Below are 18,740 nucleotides of genomic sequence, written 5' to 3'. Positions count from 1 at the left end.
AAGATCGGATTGGGAGAAGTTTTTTAACAAAGGGGTTGTACGTCATGTGTGGAACGATGAAAGCGATTGTTAAAAAAGAAAGCGCTTACGGAGCGACGATGATGGAAATGCCGATTCCAGAAATAAGTGATCATGAAGTGCTCATCCAAGTAAAGGCTACATCGATATGCGGAACGGATGTGCATATTTATAATTGGGATGATTGGGCGAAGGGGAGAGTCAAAGCACCGTACATTTTTGGTCATGAATTCACAGGGGAAGTTGTCAAAACGGGGAACCAAGTCTCACGAGCAAAAGTAGGGGATTTTGTATCGGCTGAGACGCATATTGTCTGTAATCAGTGTTATATGTGTTTAACGGGTCAGCAGCATTTGTGCAGCGAAACGAAAATTTTAGGGGTAGACATTGATGGCTGTTTTGCTGAATATGTCAAAGTACCAGAACAAAATGTGTGGCATAATCCAGATCAAATGCCAGTGGAACTTGCATCTATTCAAGAACCGCTTGGAAATGCTGTTCATACAGTTTTGCATACACCTGTTTCAGGAAAGTCAGTGGCGATTTTTGGCTGCGGTCCCATTGGTTTAATGGCGATTGCGGTTGCAAAAGCCTCCGGGGCTATCCAAGTGTTCGCTGTTGATAAAAATGAATACAGACTGGATCTTGCCCGTAAAATGGGTGCAGATCATATCGTGGATATCGGAAAAGATGATCCTGTTGCCATGATTAAGCAGCTCACGCGGATGGAAGGGGCAGACGTGATGTGTGAGATGTCAGGACATCCCGTTGCGATTAATCAAGCACTCGAAGCTTGTGCAAATGGAGGGAAAGTGAATATACTAAGTTTGCCAGAGCGGCCGGTAACCATTGACATTACGAATCAAATTGTTTTTAGGGGATTAACCGTGCAAGGGATCACGGGGAGAAAAATGTTTGAGACGTGGCGTCAAGTATCTGAACTTTTAAGAACGAATACCATTGATGTACAGCCGGTTGTCACCCATACGCTGCCATTTGAAGATTTTGAAAAGGGATTTGAACTCATGAGAAATGGTACGTGCGGGAAGGTCGTACTGATCATGCCATCATATCAAAGGGGGACGAAATGATGAAAGAATTTACGTATTTACAAGATGAATTGGACACAATGAAGCAGCAAGGCACCCATCAAACACTGAAAGAAATCGATTCCAAACAATCTTCCACGGTGACATTAAATGAACAATCCGTCATACAACTCTCTTCAAATAACTACTTAGGTCTCACCTCACATCCAAGGCTGATGAAAGCGGCAAAAGAGGCGATTGATGAATTCGGTGCTGGAACAGGATCTGTACGAACCATTGCTGGAACGATGACAATGCATGAACGGCTTGAAAAAAAGCTCGCTGCTTTTAAAAAGACAGAGGCAGCCCTTGTATTCCAATCAGGCTTTACGACCAACCAAGGAGTCTTATCCAGTATTCTCACAAAAGATGATATTGTCATTTCAGATGAGCTGAACCATGCCTCAATCATCGATGGGATTCGCTTAACAAAGGCAGATAAAAAAGTATATGCTCATTCTAATATGGAAGAGCTTGAGAAAATTTTAAAGAAATCGATGAATTACCGCGTCCGTCTTATCGTGACAGATGGTGTGTTCTCAATGGATGGAGATATTGCACCGCTTCCTGAGATTGTAAGACTTGCAGAAGCATATGATGCCTTTGTGATGGTAGACGATGCCCATGCGTCTGGAGTACTTGGTGAAAATGGGCGCGGAACAGTGAATCATTTTCAACTTGACGGCAGAGTGCATATTCAGGTTGGCACACTTAGTAAGGCAGTTGGTGTGCTAGGCGGTTACGTCGCTGGTTCTGCCGTTTTAATCGACTATTTAAAGCATAAAGCAAGACCGTTTTTATTCAGCACCTCACATCCGCCGGCTGTCACAAGAGCCTGTGAAGAAGCCATTGAAGTGCTGTTAGACGAACCGGAGCGCATTGAAACACTTTGGGAGAACGCGGCCTATTTTAAAGAAAAAGTCATCGGTCTTGGATTTGAGGTGGCACCAACAGAAACGCCTATTATTCCGATGATGATTGGAGACGAGGCACTCACTTTCCGTTTTTCAAAAGCATTAATCGAGCGCGGCGTTTTCGCTCAAGGCATTGCTTTCCCAACTGTAGCGAAAGGAAAAGCGAGAATTAGAGCCATCATCACAGCAGAGCACACAAAAGAAGAGCTTGACCGTGCACTGACAATCATCGAAGAAGAAGCAAAAAAACTGAATATACTTGATTGAGAGAGCTGAGGCTCTCTTTTCTTTTGATCAAGAGTATTGATGACTGTCCAGATGAATAGACATTTTTCATAGAAAAAACACATATGAATTTATTTTCAATTCACGACAAAATAGTCTATACTGTAGGGTGGAGCTTGGTTTGAAAGGAGTACAAATTCATGAATGAAGAGCAGAGAAAAGCGAGCGGACAAGTAAGTTCATCGGACAAAAAATCCGAGAAGGACTACAGCCAATATTTTGAAGCTGTGTACATTCCGCCTTCCTTAAAAGATGCAAAAAAACGGGGTAAAGAAGAAGTCGAATACAATCAATTTCAAATTGACGAGCGGTTTCAAGGGTTAGGGAACGGCCGCAAGTTTTATATTCGCACATATGGCTGTCAAATGAATGAGCATGACACAGAAGTGATGGCTGGTATTTTTATGGCGCTTGGTTATGAACCAACAAATTCGACTGAAGATGCGAATGTCATCTTATTAAACACTTGTGCCATTCGTGAGAATGCAGAAAACAAAGTGTTTGGAGAGCTTGGTCATTTAAAAGCACTAAAGCGTGAAAAGCCAGATTTAATCTTAGGCGTCTGCGGATGCATGTCGCAAGAAGAATCTGTCGTTAACCGTATTTTAAAGAAACACCCATTTGTTGACTTGATTTTCGGTACCCACAACATTCACCGCCTGCCAGAGCTATTATCTGAATGCTACCTTTCAAAAGAAATGGTCATTGAGGTTTGGTCTAAAGAAGGCGATGTGATTGAAAATCTTCCGAGAGCCCGCCAAGGAAAAATTAAGGGCTGGGTGAATATTATGTACGGTTGTGATAAATTCTGTACATACTGTATCGTCCCTTACACGCGCGGTAAGGAAAGAAGCCGCCGTCCGGATGAAATTATTCAAGAGGTCAGACGCTTAGCAGCAGAAGGATATAAAGAAATTACCCTTCTTGGTCAAAACGTGAATGCGTATGGAAAAGATTTTGAAGACATGGAATATGGTCTTGGTCACCTAATGGATGAGCTGCGTAAAATCGATATTCCACGTATCCGTTTTACAACAAGCCACCCGCGTGACTTTGATGATCACTTAATTGAAGTGCTTGCCAAAGGCGGTAACCTTCTCGACCATATTCATTTGCCGGTTCAATCAGGAAGTTCTTCTGTGCTGAAACTCATGGCAAGAAAATACGATCGTGAACGTTACCTTGACCTAGTGCGCAAAATCAAAGAGGCAATGCCAAATGCTTCATTAACAACGGACATTATCGTTGGGTTCCCAAATGAAACAGATGAGCAGTTTGAAGAGACGCTTTCCCTCTATCGTGAGGTTGAGTTTGATGCGGCTTATACGTTCATTTACTCTCCAAGAGAAGGAACACCAGCAGCCAATATGAAAGACAACGTGCCAATGCGTGTAAAAAAAGAACGTCTGCAGCGCCTGAATGCACTCGTAAATGAAATTTCTGCGAAAAAAATGAAGGAATATGAAGGGCAGACTGTCGAAGTATTAGTAGAGGGTGAAAGTAAAAACAACCCTGAGATCCTAGCCGGATATACAAGTAAAAGCAAGCTTGTGAATTTTAAAGCACCAAAAGAAGCGGTTGGCAACATCGTCAAAGTGAAAATCACACAAGCCAAAACTTGGTCTCTTGACGGAGAAATGGTTGGAGAAGCTATCGAGGTGAATTAAAATGACGCTTTATTCAAAGAAAGAGATTGTCGAGCGCGCAAGAGAGCTCGCGAAAATGATTTCTGAAACAGAAGAAGTTGATTTCTTCAAAAAAGCAGAAGCGCAAATCAATGAAAACACAAAAATTGCAGCGATCATTAATCAAATTAAGGCACTTCAAAAGCAAGCTGTGAATTTAAAGCATTATGGCAAACATGAAGCCTTAAAACAAGTGGAAGAAAAAATTGATGCCCTGCAAGAAGAACTGGATGAGATCCCAGTGATTCAAGAATTCAAAGAATCACAAACAGAGGTTAATTCCCTGCTTCAGCTTGTAGCGCACACAATTTCTAATCAAGTAACGGATGAAATCATTCTTTCAACCGGCGGTGACCTCTTATTAGGAGAAACCGGTTCAAAAGTGAAAAACTCATCCCCAAGTTGCTCCATTAAATGAGAAAACCCCGCAGATGCGGGGTTTTTATATTATATAGAATATATGTAATTTGTATTTTGCTACTGCATCAACAACAAAATGTTGATGCAGTAGCCCCTGTATACCATAAAAATGTCTTAAACTAAAAATGAATTGATTTTACAGATTAGAAGATTTAAATTGAAACTCAATGCTTAATCCAAAAATATTTATTATAATATGAAACTCTTTCACAAAAATCCCTCCCTATATAAAGAAGGGCTACTAACTTTATTACATCAAATTACACCATTTCAGTCAACCCCAATCTCTCACTCTCCAACTTTTCCAATTTTCAAGGCAAGTTTATGGGCGACCATGCATACACTGAAACAGAAATGAATTTAATTGAACATGAGACTCAAAATCGTGACACACTAGACGAATGCCCAGCATAAGATAAAACGATCAAGAACAAGGAGGCATGCCGGAATGTCTGAATACAGAGAAATTATTACAAAAGCGGTGGTTGCAAAAGGGAGGAAATTTACCCAAAGCACACACACCATTTCTCCATCGCAAAAACCAACCAGCATCCTAGGCGGTTGGATCATTAATCATAAGTACGATGCTGAAAAGGTCGGTAAAACAGTTGAGATTGAAGGTACATTTGATATTAACGTGTGGTATTCTTACGCAGACAACACGAAAACCGAAGTGGTCACAGAACGTGTAAAATATGTAGATATCATCAAGCTGAGATATAAAGATAAAAACTTTCTTGATGATGAGCACGAAGTGATTGCGAAAGTCTTACAGCAGCCCAATTGCTTAGAAGTCACCATTTCTCCAAATGGCAATAAAATTGTCGTTCAAGCAGAGCGTGAATTCATTGCTGAAGTAGTAGGGGAAACCAAAATTGTTGTAGAAGTCAATTCAAGCTGGAAAGAAAAAGATGATCACGAATGGGAAGAAGAAGTGGATGAGGAATTAGAAGATATTCATCCAGAATTCCTCGCGGGTGATCCAGAAGAGTAATTGATGACTAGGGCGCATATCCCCCTAGTTTTTTTGTGCCTTGATCTAGGGAAAAAAGGTGAATTTTTATGCTATAATGAAAGATGGTATGAATTCGAAAGTAATATAGTGAGGGATTAGAAATATGGCAAGTTATACGCCCATGATACAGCAATATTTAAAGATCAAGGCAGATTACCAAGATGCCTTTTTATTTTTTCGCTTAGGCGATTTTTATGAAATGTTTTTTGATGATGCAAAAGAAGCAGCACAAGAATTAGAAATTACGTTAACAAGCAGGGATGGCGGCACGATTCCAATGTGTGGTGTTCCTTATCATTCTGCGTCTGCATACATAGAACAACTGATAGAAAAAGGCTATAAAGTCGCCATTTGTGAGCAGGTGGAAGACCCTAAAACGGCAAAAGGTGTGGTCAAAAGAGAGGTCGTTCAACTGATTACACCAGGTACGGTCATGGATGGCAAAGGACTGAATGAAAACGAAAATAACTTTATCGCGTCTGTTTCCAGCTTTCAAAATGGCTACGGTCTTGCGCTTTCCGATTTATCAACAGGTGAAAACATGGCGGCTTTCATTGAGCGGTTAGATGAAGTTGTGTCTGAAATTTATTCTGTTGGTGCAAAAGAGATTGTGGTATCAAAGCAGCTCGATGAAGAAACGGTGAAAACCCTGAAGGAACGCTGCCAAGCGACCATCTCATACGAAGATAGCGATGAATTAATAGATGAAGCTGAACGACTCGTTTCTCATCTTGACGAGCATCTGAAAATAGCATTTTTCACACTCTATGCATACTTAAGAAGAACGCAAAAAAGGAGTCTTGATCATCTTCAGCAAGTTCAAGTATTTGAGCTTGAACAAACGATGAAAATTGATCTTTACTCAAAAAGAAACCTTGAATTAACAGAAACCATCCGTTCAAAAAGCAAGAAGGGTTCTTTATTATGGCTCTTAGATGAAACAAAAACGGCAATGGGTGGAAGATTGCTGAAGCAATGGATCGATCGTCCGCTCATCCGCCTTTCACAAATCAAAGAACGCCAGGAAATGGTGCAAATTTTGATGGAACATTTCTTTGAGCGAGAGGATCTGCGAGAACGTTTAAAGCAAGTGTATGATCTTGAACGTCTAGCGGGCCGTGTGGCATTTGGAAATGTGAATGCCCGAGATCTTATTCAATTGAAAGAATCTCTCAAACAAGTGCCGGCTATTAAAGAGCTTGTCCATTCTCTCCCGGAGGATATGGCGAAATCTAGAGCAAATGACATTGACCCATGCGATGATTTACTTGATTTATTAGAAGATGCTCTTTATGAGAATCCGCCGATGACGTTAAAAGAAGGCAATTTGATTAAAGATGGCTACAATGCAAAATTAGATGAATATCGTGATGCGAGCCGAAATGGGAAAGACTGGATTGCTCGTCTTGAACAGCAAGAAAGAGAATATACAGGCATTCGATCGTTGAAAGTCGGCTTTAATAAAGTGTTTGGCTACTATATCGAAGTGACCCGTGCAAATACGCATTTATTAGAAGAAGGCCGTTATGAAAGAAAACAAACCCTTGCCAATGCAGAGCGGTATATTACACCTGAATTGAAAGAAAAAGAAGCCCTTATTCTTGAGGCGGAATCAAATATTAGTGAATTGGAATATGAACTATTTTCTGCGCTTCGGGAACAAGTAAAAGCCTATATTCCTAGATTACAGCTGCTCGCAAAACAAATGAGTGAGCTTGATGCGCTGCAATGCTTTGCGACTGTGAGTGAAAAGCGGCGTTATGTCCGCCCTGAATTTTCATCAGATGAAGTGGAAGTCATTGATGGTCGTCATCCTGTTGTTGAAAAAGTGATGGATCATCAAGAGTATGTGCCGAATGACTGCCAAATGGGCAAAGGGAGACAAACCTTGCTCATTACTGGTCCGAATATGTCAGGGAAAAGCACATATATGAGACAAATGGCATTGATCTCGATTCTTGCGCAAATTGGCTGTTTTGTGCCAGCATCAAAGGCAACCCTTCCGATTTTTGATCAAATCTTTACACGTATTGGGGCGGCAGATGATTTGATTTCTGGTCAAAGTACTTTTATGGTAGAGATGCTCGAAGCAAAAAATGCGATGGTACATGCGACAAAGAACAGCTTGATTTTATTTGATGAAATTGGACGCGGGACAAGCACTTATGATGGAATGGCTCTTGCACAGGCAATCATTGAATTTGTGCATGATCATATTGGTGCCAAAACCCTTTTCTCCACTCATTATCATGAACTGACGGTACTTGAATCCCAATTAAGCGAACTGAAAAATGTCCACGTACGAGCTGAAGAACATGAAGGGACAGTTGTTTTCTTACATCAAATCAAAGAAGGAGCAGCGGATAAAAGCTACGGCATCCATGTAGCGCAGCTTGCTGAACTGCCTGATGCGATCATTGATCGAGCCCAGACCATCTTAACAGAGCTTGAGAGCGGATCACATGAAGTGATTCCGCGCGTCTCTAAAGCCCCGAAAAAAGAAATGGCTGAGGAAAAGCAGCAGCTTTCTTTCTTTGAAGTGGAAGAAAAGCCGCAAACAAAACCTGTGCTGAAAAACAAAGATCAAGCAGTGATCGAAGAATTGAAGTCATTTAATTTAATGGATATGACACCGCTTGAAGCGATGACAAAGCTATATGAATTGCAAAAGAAATTATAATGTAAGGTGAGGTGAGCAAGAAATGGCAAAGATTATTCAGTTATCCGATGACCTATCAAATAAAATTGCAGCTGGTGAAGTGGTCGAACGCCCGGCTTCGGTCGTGAAGGAGCTCGTGGAAAATGCGATCGATGCTAGTAGTACTGTCATTGAAATCGATGTAGAAGAAGCAGGACTTTCTTCTATTAGAATTATTGATAATGGGGTGGGAATCGATGCTGAAGATTGTAAGCTCGCCTTTCAGCGTCATGCGACGAGTAAAATCAAAGATGAAAATGATCTGTTTCGTGTCAGGACGCTCGGTTTCAGGGGGGAGGCGCTGCCAAGTATTGCCTCCGTCTCTCACTTAGAAATGAAGACAAGTACCGGTGAAGGTGCTGGAACACACTTAGCTCTCCAAGGCGGGAAGATCATTTCGGAGAAAAAAACCTCTGGCCGTCGCGGCACGGAAATTGTGGTCACCAATTTATTTTATAATACGCCAGCCCGTCTAAAATACATGAAAACTGTTCATACGGAGCTTGGCAACATTTCTGATGTTGTGAACCGAATTGCACTTGCTCATCCAGAAGTGTCGATTCGTTTGCGACATCAAGGAAAAGTGCTGCTTCAAACAAATGGAAACGGAGATGTGCGGCATGTGCTTGCGGCCATTTATGGAACGGCAGTGGCCAAAAAAATGCTGCCACTACATGTACAATCACTTGATTTTGAAGTAAAAGGCTATATTTCCTTACCAGAAGTGACAAGGGCATCACGTAATTATATGTCTTCTGTTGTCAACGGTAGATATGTTAAGCATTTCCCGCTGGTGAAAGCCATTCATGAAGGATACCATACACTGCTCCCGATCGGACGCCATCCGATTACATTTATTGAGATGAAGATGGACCCAATTTTAGTCGATGTGAACGTACATCCTTCTAAACTTGAAGTAAGACTAAGTAAAGAGCAGGAACTTCATGAATTGATCAAACAAGGGATTAAGGACGTCTTTCAAAAGCAGCAGCTCATTCCAAGTGCTACAGTGCCAAAAAAAGCACCAATGCCAGCAGTGAAAAATGAGCAGCAGTCCTTATCTTTTGATTCTAAACAAACAATGAATAGCCGAATGGAAACACCTGTTTCCTATGAGCCGGACTCGCTCGAATCGGCTGTATACGAGACCAGTCAGAACGACACATACGGGGGGCGTGAACCGGAAAGTACGGAAGCGACTTTACCAGCATCGTCTGAAGAAACGTTTGATCATGTATATGTAGAGGAATCTGCAGCTTCGCATGAACAACATGACGAAGTGATACTGGAAGACAGTGCAGCCCAGCATCAGGCTGAAAGTGAACGTGTCCCTGTGATGTATCCGATTGGACAAATGCACGGAACGTATATTTTGGCTCAAAATGAACGCGGTCTTTATATCATCGATCAGCACGCTGCCCAAGAGCGAATCAAGTATGAGTACTTTCGTGAAAAGGTAGGAGACATTGAACAGGAAGTGCAAGAAATGCTTGTTCCATTAACCTTTCACTACTCAAAAAACGATATGTTGATTATTGAAGAGCATATCGATATTTTAGCAAAAGTAGGGGTCTTCTTAGAGCCATTCGGATCAGGCAGCTATATCGTTCGATCGCATCCGCAGTGGTTTCCTAAAGGAGAAGAGGCTGAACTCATCGAAGAAATCATTCAGCAAGTACTTGATGAAAAGCGTGTGGATATCAAGAAACTGAGAGAAGAAGCGGCGATCATGATGAGCTGTAAAGGCTCGATTAAAGCAAATCGTCATTTGCGTCACGATGAAATCAAAGCCTTATTAGATGAACTCCGGCAAACACAAGACCCATTTACATGTCCGCATGGCCGGCCGATTATAATTCATCATTCCACATATGAAATGGAAAAAATGTTTAAACGGGTGATGTAGAAGGATTTTAGCTGGTGGGTGAATTGGTTTGCCCACCAATTAATTTTTCAATCCGATAGTCTGTTTCGTGTTTTTGTGATGTGAAGATAAACATCCGCTGTCATGTTGTAAGGATAACCCCTTTCCTCAAATGGATAGGGGTTTTTGTTATTTGGTTATACGATTAGGTGAAGCGTGATATGATTGTAAAAAGGAGGGAATATGATGACATTCAAAAAAGCGTTCAATATAGGTTACTTTGTTTTGCTTTTATCTTTTTTTGTCGTATATTTTTTGCTTCCAGTCGACCAACTATTTACCGCAATGATGATTCTAACCTTACTATTTGGCGTATATCAATTTGTGATTTTTAAAAAACTAAAAGAGCAAAAACAACAATAAAAAACGCCATATATGGGTTTGCCAACTAAATGATGACAGACCATCATGAGATATGGTGTAACAATTATATAAAATGCAGTAAGCACAGCGGCAAGGGTTGTGATGAATGAGAAAAAGCGCTCTTAGAGCGCTTTTTTGTTTAGCATCCGCATGGATTTGGCGGTGTGACGACAACTGGCCGTTTATTAATATCAATCGTATCCTCTGCATAAAATGTGGAACCAATGCTGATCGCACGATTTTCTGCGCGGAACGTATATGTACCTGCAGCAGGAAGTACTTTATGAGAAAGTTGTAATGTATATTGGGAACTTCCGAATAAATCGAAACGAGCTGGAATGCGGACAGTTTTTCCGTTGTTCAAAATGTAACTGTCTTTTAATGCTTTTCCGTTGATAATATCCTTTGTTGTGGCTTGAAAACCTGCTGGTAAAGTAAATTCAACTGCACCAATACTAAGAACAGAATTTGGACGGTAAGTCAGGTCAATGTCAGAAAAAGACCATTCCTGTTTACTTGCTCCTGTGATTTTTGCATAAAGTGCAGCTGGTCGTGCATTTGTTGAAGCTTTGCCTTCCTCTGTTTTAGCCCCTTCAGCTGATGCGGCTAGCGGTACTGAGAGTGCCATGACCAATGTAAGCATCCCCATCATAATGATTGTCCATGTTTTCTTCATTTCTTCCTTCCCCCTTGGTTGATTATAGGTAAATAATAGATGATTACATCCATTATTTACCTATAAGGTTACCATATTCCTATATGTCATTAAATGGTATTTTATACCCTTATTTTGCTTGTTTTTTATTAATAACGGGGTAGGAATGCATTTGGTTGGTTCATTCCGTAAGCATTTCCTGTCAGATGATGATTTGCCGGCATCATCATCTGCATATCATGATAGCCATATGGCTGGTAGGGAGCCATACCATAACCGCCGTAGTGACCGAAGTGATGGTGATCGTTCATCTGTACATTTGAATAGGGTTCATACTGCTTCGTAAAAGGGGAATAGGCTGAATGATGATGCGGGTGGTGTCCGCTATAAGCATCTTTTTTACCGGTATGATAATGATTTGGCATATTCATATGGTCATGCATGTTTGGTGCGATCATATGCTCATGATTGGCTGTATACACATTTTCAAACGTGTGATAGGGATTTCCTTGATGGTAATGGTTGGTTTGGTTATTCATATTATTCATTTTGTATCTCATCCTTTTTTTCAGGTTGCCATATCTTATGAGCTGCACCTGTTTCATGAGCCTATCCATATGAAAGAAAAGAACGACATGCAACAAAAAAACCGGCTTTTCAGCCGGGAAAACAAAAAGCAGGTGCAGCGTCAAACACTAAAATGAGAAGCTATGTCTTTTTCTGCGACGCTTCTTACATCTGCTGCAGACACTTTTAGGAAAATAATGGGGATCGTAGCTTCTTGACGTATCCCAAAAATCGCTCTCAAACCAATCATCTTTTTTATGATAAAACTTCTTTTTTTCACACGGATCAATATGGTGATGATCGTCATGCTTTTTATAGCATTTTGAGTGGGAATGTTTGCTCTTGCATTTGCACATTGTCATCCCTCCTAAATGTGACTCAATGCTAGTATATGCAAGAAAGGTGTACGAGGACTGGATGGTGGCGCTCCTTTTGTAAAAAAAGGCTAATTCTTTAAAAACTCAAATAAAAAGAATTGACTAGTGCTAAATTAACATGATAAAATATAAATTTTTATCCTCTGCTGAAATGTGTTATAATGATATTGTGAATACTTTCGGAGGTGGCGGATTTGTTTCAAATAGGTGATAAAATTGTTTATCCAATGCATGGAGCCGGTGTGATTGAAGGAATGGAAGAAAAAGAGATTTTAGGTAAGACGCAGGAATATTTTCTGATTCAAATGCCGAATATGCAGATGATGGTCCCAAAAGGCAGAATCAATCAACTAGGTATACGTCCGGTAGCTGATCAAGCTACGCTGAAAGTTGTGATGAACAATTTTGCAGAAGAAACAAACGACGACACGCTTACTTGGAAGCAAAGATATGATGAAAATCTGAAAAAGCTAAAAACAGGTTCGATTGAAGATGGCGCAGACGTTGTTAAAGATCTGATGAGACGTAATCAGAAAAAAGCCTTAAATTCTAGTGAAAAGAAGATGCTTGAAGATGCACGGGGCATGTTAGTGAGCGAAATTTCACTGGCACAAGGCATGTCGCAAGATGAAGTGCTGACAGCATTAGAGAATGAATTAAGAGTTTAATGCTGGATATACAGAGACTGGCTGTAAACAGAAGGAGATATTCCTTTTGTTTACAGCTTTTTTATTTGAAAAAAGATGAAAATTCCCAATTTTGTAGGTGTTTTTGACTAAAACTAAAATGAGGTCATAGGATTTAGTTTTTACTTGCACATGAACCGTTTTAAAGAAGCCGAAAATACCTAAGGCAACATAAAAAAACAGGTAAGTTCTCCTGATTCATGAAAAGGAGCCGGACATTCTTTGAATTCTTTTAGCGATTGATAGTAAAATAATGCGATAAGATGACATCGAAGAGAATGAAAAGGAGCGGTGAAATGAAAAGACTACTCATATGTGGATTCATCTTTCTCATCCTGTGTGCTCTTTTAATGGTGAAATGCAGCCATTCTATCCAAGAAAATAAAGAGCAAAAACAACATCATGAAGAAGTAGAAAAGTATAAGAAAGAGCGAAAAAAAGGGGATCAATATGAAAGTTTTAAACAGCTTATACGGCATGAAAGAGACGGCTATGAGATAGAGTTTCATGAAAAAGGGGGAAGTGACTTACTTGTCTTTTCTCCTCACGGCGGCGAAATTGAACCAGGAACAAGTGAAATTGTAGAAGCATTTGAAAAGAAGTACTCTACGTATTTATTTGAAGGGACAAAACAAGACAACAATCGTGACTTGCATATCACTAGTACAAAATTCGATGAACCGATTTTGGTTCAAATGATTAAAACATATCCCTTTTCTATATCTATCCACGGCTATAAAAGTGATAGAAGACATACACTTGTGGGCGGGACAAACGAAAAAATGCAAGAAGCGGTTGTGCGAGAACTAAAAGACCGGGGCTTCTCCGCAGAGCTCGTGCAAAAAGGCGAGCGCCTCTCCGGAACGGATCCAAACAACATTAATAATCAAAATGCCAGTGGCGAAAGTGTCCAGTTAGAAATTAGTACGGCGCAGAGAAAAGCCTTTTTTGACAACTTTGATACGAGAAAAGGAAAGAAAAAAGCATTTAGTCGCTATGTCAGTGGTTTAAAAGAAGTGCTTAGAGAATTCGACCCTTCTTCGTAGAAAAAAGGTTTTGATGGGAAAAAGTACTCTCTTTAAACTTGGTAAAAAAGATAGAAATGTGCAAAATCAACATAAAATATGAAATAAATGACAATTTGCCTTAAAATCATAAATTATGTAAAATAATAGTTATCAGTTTGATATGATAGAATGGGGCTGAAGTGGATGGCACACAAAATACCATCTTCCGAAGTAGGTGTAAAAATCAATCAATGGTACACACATATTTGCAAATTTGAAGTTGATCAGGCAAACGATATGAAGCGCCTTGTTGAAGAAGACATTCATGAGATGGAAGAAGATCAAGATTTATTACTCTATTATTCTCTCATGGATTTTCGCCATCAAATGATGCTTCAGCACTTAACGCCAGTCCATGCAGGGAATGAATCGCTTCAAGCGGTTTCTTTTCCAAAAGAAATTGAAGAGGCAGAAGATGAGATGACGGGTTTATTGGGCTATTACTTTCATTTTTTCCATGGAATGTATGCATTTACCCAGCACCGGTATATCGAAGCCATTTCCTATTATAAGCATGCGGAACATCAGCTGATCTTAGTGACAGATGAGATCGAAAAAGCGGAATTTTATTATAAAATTGCTGAAGTATACTATCATATGAAACAAACCTATTTTTCTATGCATTATGCGAAAAAAGCGAGAGACATCTATAAGAAACATCAGCTTTATGGAAAAAGAAGCATTCAATGCGATTTTGTGATGGCAGGTAATTGGATTGATGTAAGTCAGCATCAAAAAGCGCTCCCGTATTTAGAAAAAGCTTTAAAAGTGTGTGAAGCAATGGAAAGAAAAGAATGCACATCTTATTTTAAGGCGATGGCCCTCAATAACTTAGGAACTTGTCATTATAGTATGGGAACCTACCATACAGCGACTGTCTTCTTTGAACAAGCCATTTCACTTTATCAAAAAGATCAAGCTGCAACGATGATCAAATCATTGTTTTCACTGGCTCTTACTTGTTTTAAACTCGAAGATATGGAGCGAGCGAGTGAGGCTATAAAGGAAGGCATGAATCAGGCCTCTATATTGGGAGATGAAATTTATCAATTGAAATTCCAATTTTTACAGGCACTCTATATAGAAACAGACAGCTGGGAACAATTGAGATCAGCCCTTTTGGGACTACGAAACAAAAAAATGTTTGCTGATTTAGAGGAATTGGCACTTGATGCGGCTAATTATTATAAGGAACGCGACATGTACAAGGAATCTTCCACTTTTTTTGAAATTGTGATCGAAGCGCGTACGCACATTCAAAAAGGAGATGAGATGTATGAGAACGAAGCATAACATGTCAGCTGCTCAAGTAGAAGAAAGACTTCACACATAAAAACAGACAAAACAACACCCTTTACGAAAAACGTAAAGGGCTTTTTTATTTATTCTTGGATTGCTTTTTCTGCGTCGATGGCACCTGCTCCGTAAATCATTGGGTCCTCTCCAGACCACTTGCTTGTATTTTCTTTTAATAAGGCTTTGACTTCATCAGGTGTTAAATCTGGTGAATGCTCTAATAATAGTGCGCAGATACCGGCACAAATGGGTGTCGCCATCGAAGTGCCAGATAACGTCGTATAATCATCATCGACTCTACTTGATTTATCTAGTTTATCTAGGAATGATCTTGGTGATCTAAGAGAGACGATATTGACTCCTGGTGCGAGGAGGTCAGGCTTTGTTTCACCGTAGACCGTTGGACCTCTGCTCGAAAATGGTGCCACGACATCGTCACTTGATTCTGGCGTATTTCGATCATCATAGGCTCCGACCGTAATGACTTTTTGACTCACGGCAGGGCTTGCGATCGTTTGACTGTTAGGACCAGAGTTCCCAGCAGCAACGCATACGACAATCCCTTGATCCCAAGCTGCATTGACAGCGCGCACCATCGGATCGTCTTGTTCGTCATCATAACGCTGTGCATCGCCGCCTAGTGACATACTGATGATGTGAATTGGGTCATCAGGATGGTCTTCGTTGAACTGTATGCACCACTCAACACCTTCTATAATAGTAGAAAGTGATCCAGCGCCTTGTTTATTTAACACTTTTACCCCAATGATATTGGCTTTTGGAGCGGGTCCTTTGTACAAGCCGTCTGAGGCAGCTCCGTCTCCAGCCACATCCCCAGCGCAATGCGTTCCATGACCGTTATCATCATAAGGTTTCGTTTTTTGTTTGACTAAATCTACAAAGTCGCGAATTCTTCCATCTAAGTCCTCATGTGGGTATACGCCTGTGTCAACGACCGCAACCGTAATGCCTTCACCGGTTAAGGTCGTGCCATTTCGGACGACTTCATCCGCATGACTTGATTGTGTTGCCACATCCAGCAGTGCATGTACCTGTCTGTCTAAATATATTTTGCGAATATGCTCCCCATTTGCTAAGAGTACCTCTAAAGCAGCAGGGGTAAGATCAGCTGCGCAGCAGTTAATATGTGAAAAATGTTTTTTGATGTTTGTTTTTCTGCTTTTTTTCATTAGCTGCTTTGTGCTTTGAATACCTGCTTCGACTGCATCTTCTTTAAATTCAATGATGACCCGAAGCTTCTTGCTCTTCTTTAACCTTCCTTCAAAAAAACGATGAAGAAAACAAGGCGTCCACTTAAAAGGCTTATAGAGGTGAAGGACGGTCTCTCTTAAAGGCTGATCCAATTTACTAGCATGTGTTCTGACCATTTGTACCATGGAAAATCCAAACATGTGATGCCCTCCATTCTAGCTATCCATTCTCGTACACTCTTACGTTATGAACATGACAGCATCTTTGTTCGGATTCTTGTCCCTTCTTTTGTTCATATTGGCGGCTGACTCATTCCCTTTAAAAAGAAAAGCGCTTACATTTTGTAAAATAATAGAAAAAGGTGGAAATCATATCAAAACTGCCGATGATAGGTGGGAGAGTTCTTCTTAGAGAACCAGTAAAACAGAGGATTCTGCAGAAAAAAGGGGGTTCTAGACAGGGTCAATGCTCATACAAATGTGATTCATTCCAGATGAAAAAAATCAAATTCGCATAAAAAAAAGACGAATTAAAGAAAACAGACTGGGTAGAACTAGGTCATTTTAAACATAACTTCATTTGTTTGTCATACTATTCTAACTCTGTTTTCAATCAGGAGAGGCGTTTCTGTGTATATAAATGCAATTATCTTATTTTTGAGGAATCTCATGATCTAGAGTGTTATGATCAAATTTGAAGAGAAAATGTGGAAAAAATGAAAAGAAATGATGATTCAATATTAATCATAGAAACGGCTTAGAAATCTGTTAAAGGAGAACGGGAATGAAGAAGTTTTTTGCTTTGCTTCTCCTGCTTGTCATCGGATGGGGCGTCTATTATACCATGCAAGCACAGGAACATGATGAGCCAGTGTCATCAGGTGGAGAAGACGAAAGCGGTTCAAATGATATGTATCGCAATTTTAAAGAACTGGAAGAGAATGAATCAACAGATCATTATCAAATTACATCCAATCCAGTGCCCGACAGCCGTCTTCTAGTGATGTCGCCTCATGGCGGGAGAATCGAAGGCGGCGTTAGTGAGATTGTCCATTTTTTTGATAACGATTTTTCTACGTACTTATTTGAAGGTTTGAGAGAAAATGCATCAGAACTTCATATTACAAGTACAAACTTCGATGAACCAATCGGAGTCGCACAGGCAAAAGCACATGATTATGTATTAGCTGTTCATGGTTATAAAGGGGAGCCGGGAATTGATCACACCCTTGTTGGCGGAACAGACTATAACCGTGCTGAGAAAATTGTGAACTCATTAGAGCGCAACGGTTTTTCTGCTGAACTTGCAGTTGCACACGCAACCCTAAGCGGAACGAGCAATCATAATATTAATAATCTTACAAAAACAGGGCAAAGTGTACAGCTTGAGATTAGTAGAAGTCAACGGGAAGCGTTATTTGACAGTTTCGATTTTCGGCAGCGGTCGAGTACAAAAAACGAGACGTTCTACCGGTATGTCAGGGCGATTCGAACGGTGCTGGATGAAGAATATACGTAAGGATGGTGCACATCTTAAGACAGCAAGATGAATTCTTGTTACACTATAAAAAGTGATAACAAAAGGAGAGACAGATATGGCGCGTCATCATTTTCATCTTCAGGCAAGCTGGCCTGGTCTGCGTAACGATGTGGGGACAATCGAATGTGAACAGTTAAAGACGGAGATTTCCATTCCAAAAGAAATGGATGGACCGGGTATTGGAACAAATCCAGATGAGATGCTCCTAGGTGCAGCGGCCACATGTTATATCATTACACTTGCAGCCATGATGGAGCGGAGTCAATTAGAGAAAGAGGATTTATCGATGAGCTCTGAGGCAGTTGTCGATGTGACAAACGGTGTGTTTACATATGAGAAAATCATTCATCGTCCTGTCATCATTCTCAAAGAGTCGGCTACAGCACAGGACATAGAACGAGCTCGTAAGCTTGCACATAAAGCTGAAAGCTCATGTATGATCTCTAGAGCTGTGCAAGGGAATGTCCATATTTCCTTAGAAGAAACCATCAAAGCTGGTTATTAAGATAAAAAAGTCATTTTCTCTTGATTAATGGAGAAAATGACTTTTTTTATGAAGTCCATTCGGTTTGATCGAATGGTTCTTTCTTTTCTTCCTTTTGTTTTTTGGATTGATTTAAGACAATGACGCCGCATATGACAAGTGCAAGACCAATGAATCCTTTCATATGAATGGTTTCGTTAAATAGCACGAGGCCCACAAGAGCAGTAAGTGCTGTACCGACGCCAGACCAAGTGGCATATGCAGATGACAACTCAATTGTTTTGAGTGCCAAACTGAGAAAGGTAAAGGCACACCCAAATCCGATCAGCACCCCCATACTCGGCAGCACCTGTGTAAAACCTTGCGAAAGCTTCAGCATCGTACTGCCAAAAACCTCTGTCAAAATGGCTCCTGTTAAATAAAGCATTCCTTTCATATCACTTCACA

Annotated in this window: 18 protein-coding genes; 13 read left to right on the top strand and 5 right to left on the bottom strand. The window is 40.4% G+C overall.

All coding sequences use genetic code 11. The features are described from left to right. Nucleotides 1-44: 44 nt before the first annotated feature. The 8 genes from tdh to MHH23_RS12640 all read left to right on the top strand — a co-directional run bounded on the left by tdh (nt 45) and on the right by MHH23_RS12640 (nt 10,410). Entirely contained in the window at nt 45-1,109 is a 1,065-nt protein-coding gene (tdh, locus tag MHH23_RS12675; protein ID WP_268431937.1) for an L-threonine 3-dehydrogenase, read from the top strand. Further along, the gene (locus tag MHH23_RS12670) at nt 1,106-2,287 is read left to right on the top strand and encodes a glycine C-acetyltransferase (protein ID WP_007499472.1); all 1,182 of its coding nucleotides are present in this window, start codon (nt 1,106-1,108) and stop codon (nt 2,285-2,287) included. Before tdh ends, MHH23_RS12670 begins: the two co-directional genes overlap by 4 nt. A gap of 158 nt (nt 2,288-2,445) precedes the next feature. Continuing rightward, on the top strand, nt 2,446-3,972 hold the full coding sequence (gene miaB / locus MHH23_RS12665) for a tRNA (N6-isopentenyl adenosine(37)-C2)-methylthiotransferase MiaB (protein WP_113747385.1): 1,527 nt from the start codon (nt 2,446-2,448) through the stop codon (nt 3,970-3,972). Between the two features lies 1 nt (nt 3,973). Continuing rightward, the gene (locus tag MHH23_RS12660; protein ID WP_008344661.1) at nt 3,974-4,408 is read left to right on the top strand and encodes a RicAFT regulatory complex protein RicA family protein; all 435 of its coding nucleotides are present in this window, start codon (nt 3,974-3,976) and stop codon (nt 4,406-4,408) included. Nucleotides 4,409-4,858: 450 nt separating this feature from the next. After that, complete coding sequence (cotE, locus tag MHH23_RS12655; RefSeq protein ID WP_007499466.1) at nt 4,859-5,404, top strand: outer spore coat protein CotE; 546 nt, start codon at nt 4,859-4,861, stop codon at nt 5,402-5,404. 124 nt (nt 5,405-5,528) lie between these two features. After that, nucleotides 5,529-8,105 (top strand): DNA mismatch repair protein MutS, encoded by a 2,577-nt coding sequence (gene mutS / locus MHH23_RS12650; protein WP_268431936.1) that lies wholly within the window; start codon nt 5,529-5,531, stop codon nt 8,103-8,105. Between the two features lie 22 nt (nt 8,106-8,127). Beyond that, nucleotides 8,128-10,029 carry a DNA mismatch repair endonuclease MutL gene (gene mutL, locus MHH23_RS12645; protein WP_268431935.1) on the top strand — a complete coding sequence of 634 codons (1,902 nt, stop codon included), beginning with the start codon at nt 8,128-8,130 and terminating at the stop codon, nt 10,027-10,029. Nucleotides 10,030-10,233: 204 nt separating this feature from the next. Beyond that, on the top strand, nt 10,234-10,410 hold the full coding sequence (locus MHH23_RS12640) for a hypothetical protein (protein WP_019744190.1): 177 nt from the start codon (nt 10,234-10,236) through the stop codon (nt 10,408-10,410). A 139-nt stretch (nt 10,411-10,549) separates the two neighbouring features. Here MHH23_RS12640 and bslA read toward each other — a convergent pair whose 3' ends face one another. From bslA to MHH23_RS12625, 3 genes are all read right to left on the bottom strand, one after another. Continuing rightward, complete coding sequence (gene bslA, locus MHH23_RS12635; RefSeq protein ID WP_017359045.1) at nt 10,550-11,086, bottom strand: biofilm surface layer hydrophobin BslA; 537 nt, start codon at nt 11,084-11,086, stop codon at nt 10,550-10,552. 128 nt (nt 11,087-11,214) lie between these two features. Further along, nucleotides 11,215-11,613, bottom strand: coding sequence for a hypothetical protein (locus MHH23_RS12630; RefSeq protein ID WP_340959600.1), 399 nt, complete (start codon nt 11,611-11,613; stop codon nt 11,215-11,217). A 140-nt stretch (nt 11,614-11,753) separates the two neighbouring features. Then, complete coding sequence (locus MHH23_RS12625) at nt 11,754-11,882, bottom strand: hypothetical protein (protein ID WP_340959598.1); 129 nt, start codon at nt 11,880-11,882, stop codon at nt 11,754-11,756. A 321-nt stretch (nt 11,883-12,203) separates the two neighbouring features. Here MHH23_RS12625 and MHH23_RS12620 point away from each other — a divergent pair, with 321 nt between their 5' ends. The 3 genes from MHH23_RS12620 (at nt 12,204) to MHH23_RS12610 (ending at nt 15,055) form a co-directional block, all read left to right on the top strand. Further along, nucleotides 12,204-12,677 carry a CarD family transcriptional regulator gene (locus tag MHH23_RS12620; protein ID WP_007499456.1) on the top strand — a complete coding sequence of 158 codons (474 nt, stop codon included), beginning with the start codon at nt 12,204-12,206 and terminating at the stop codon, nt 12,675-12,677. A 314-nt stretch (nt 12,678-12,991) separates the two neighbouring features. Then, nucleotides 12,992-13,741, top strand: a complete 750-nt coding sequence (locus MHH23_RS12615) for a poly-gamma-glutamate hydrolase family protein (protein WP_056704764.1) — start codon at nt 12,992-12,994, stop codon at nt 13,739-13,741. Between the two features lie 165 nt (nt 13,742-13,906). Then, the gene (locus MHH23_RS12610) at nt 13,907-15,055 is read left to right on the top strand and encodes a Rap family tetratricopeptide repeat protein (RefSeq protein ID WP_017359041.1); all 1,149 of its coding nucleotides are present in this window, start codon (nt 13,907-13,909) and stop codon (nt 15,053-15,055) included. A gap of 89 nt (nt 15,056-15,144) precedes the next feature. Here the strand turns inward: MHH23_RS12610 and MHH23_RS12605 are convergent, their stop codons facing one another. Then, nucleotides 15,145-16,470 carry a S8 family peptidase gene (locus tag MHH23_RS12605; protein ID WP_135008867.1) on the bottom strand — a complete coding sequence of 442 codons (1,326 nt, stop codon included), beginning with the start codon at nt 16,468-16,470 and terminating at the stop codon, nt 15,145-15,147. Between the two features lie 583 nt (nt 16,471-17,053). On the opposite strand from MHH23_RS12605, the gene MHH23_RS12600 reads away from it, so the two are divergent. Together MHH23_RS12600 and MHH23_RS12595 are read left to right on the top strand one after the other, a co-directional pair. Continuing rightward, nucleotides 17,054-17,788, top strand: a complete 735-nt coding sequence (locus tag MHH23_RS12600) for a poly-gamma-glutamate hydrolase family protein (RefSeq protein WP_335350578.1) — start codon at nt 17,054-17,056, stop codon at nt 17,786-17,788. Between the two features lie 76 nt (nt 17,789-17,864). After that, on the top strand, nt 17,865-18,314 hold the full coding sequence (locus tag MHH23_RS12595) for an OsmC family protein (RefSeq protein WP_017367284.1): 450 nt from the start codon (nt 17,865-17,867) through the stop codon (nt 18,312-18,314). 46 nt (nt 18,315-18,360) lie between these two features. Here MHH23_RS12595 and erbB read toward each other — a convergent pair whose 3' ends face one another. Next, nucleotides 18,361-18,729, bottom strand: coding sequence for an SMR family multidrug efflux transporter EbrB (gene erbB, locus MHH23_RS12590; protein ID WP_007499443.1), 369 nt, complete (start codon nt 18,727-18,729; stop codon nt 18,361-18,363). Nucleotides 18,730-18,740: the final 11 nt, after the last annotated feature.

Source organism: Bacillus sp. FSL K6-3458 (assembly GCF_038005045.1).
Taxonomy (GTDB): Bacteria; Bacillota; Bacilli; order Bacillales; family Bacillaceae; genus Bacillus; species Bacillus altitudinis.
This window is presented reverse-complemented; position numbering and strand designations above follow the sequence as displayed.

What these genes read in the sequence shown, in the direction of transcription:
- tdh (WP_268431937.1), top strand. Translation starts at nt 45, where the DNA reads ATGTGTGGAACGATGAAAGCGATTGTTAAAAAAGAAAGCGCTTACGGA.
- MHH23_RS12670 (WP_007499472.1), top strand. Translation starts at nt 1,106, where the DNA reads ATGATGAAAGAATTTACGTATTTACAAGATGAATTGGACACAATGAAG.
- miaB (WP_113747385.1), top strand. Translation starts at nt 2,446, where the DNA reads ATGAATGAAGAGCAGAGAAAAGCGAGCGGACAAGTAAGTTCATCGGAC.
- MHH23_RS12660 (WP_008344661.1), top strand. Translation starts at nt 3,974, where the DNA reads ATGACGCTTTATTCAAAGAAAGAGATTGTCGAGCGCGCAAGAGAGCTC.
- cotE (WP_007499466.1), top strand. Translation starts at nt 4,859, where the DNA reads ATGTCTGAATACAGAGAAATTATTACAAAAGCGGTGGTTGCAAAAGGG.
- mutS (WP_268431936.1), top strand. Translation starts at nt 5,529, where the DNA reads ATGGCAAGTTATACGCCCATGATACAGCAATATTTAAAGATCAAGGCA.
- mutL (WP_268431935.1), top strand. Translation starts at nt 8,128, where the DNA reads ATGGCAAAGATTATTCAGTTATCCGATGACCTATCAAATAAAATTGCA.
- MHH23_RS12640 (WP_019744190.1), top strand. Translation starts at nt 10,234, where the DNA reads ATGACATTCAAAAAAGCGTTCAATATAGGTTACTTTGTTTTGCTTTTA.
- bslA (WP_017359045.1), bottom strand. Translation starts at nt 11,086, where the DNA reads ATGAAGAAAACATGGACAATCATTATGATGGGGATGCTTACATTGGTC.
- MHH23_RS12630 (WP_340959600.1), bottom strand. Translation starts at nt 11,613, where the DNA reads ATGAATAATATGAATAACCAAACCAACCATTACCATCAAGGAAATCCC.
- MHH23_RS12625 (WP_340959598.1), bottom strand. Translation starts at nt 11,882, where the DNA reads ATGATTGGTTTGAGAGCGATTTTTGGGATACGTCAAGAAGCTACGATC.
- MHH23_RS12615 (WP_056704764.1), top strand. Translation starts at nt 12,992, where the DNA reads ATGAAAAGACTACTCATATGTGGATTCATCTTTCTCATCCTGTGTGCT.
- MHH23_RS12610 (WP_017359041.1), top strand. Translation starts at nt 13,907, where the DNA reads ATGGCACACAAAATACCATCTTCCGAAGTAGGTGTAAAAATCAATCAA.
- MHH23_RS12605 (WP_135008867.1), bottom strand. Translation starts at nt 16,470, where the DNA reads ATGTTTGGATTTTCCATGGTACAAATGGTCAGAACACATGCTAGTAAA.
- MHH23_RS12600 (WP_335350578.1), top strand. Translation starts at nt 17,054, where the DNA reads ATGAAGAAGTTTTTTGCTTTGCTTCTCCTGCTTGTCATCGGATGGGGC.
- MHH23_RS12595 (WP_017367284.1), top strand. Translation starts at nt 17,865, where the DNA reads ATGGCGCGTCATCATTTTCATCTTCAGGCAAGCTGGCCTGGTCTGCGT.
- erbB (WP_007499443.1), bottom strand. Translation starts at nt 18,729, where the DNA reads ATGAAAGGAATGCTTTATTTAACAGGAGCCATTTTGACAGAGGTTTTT.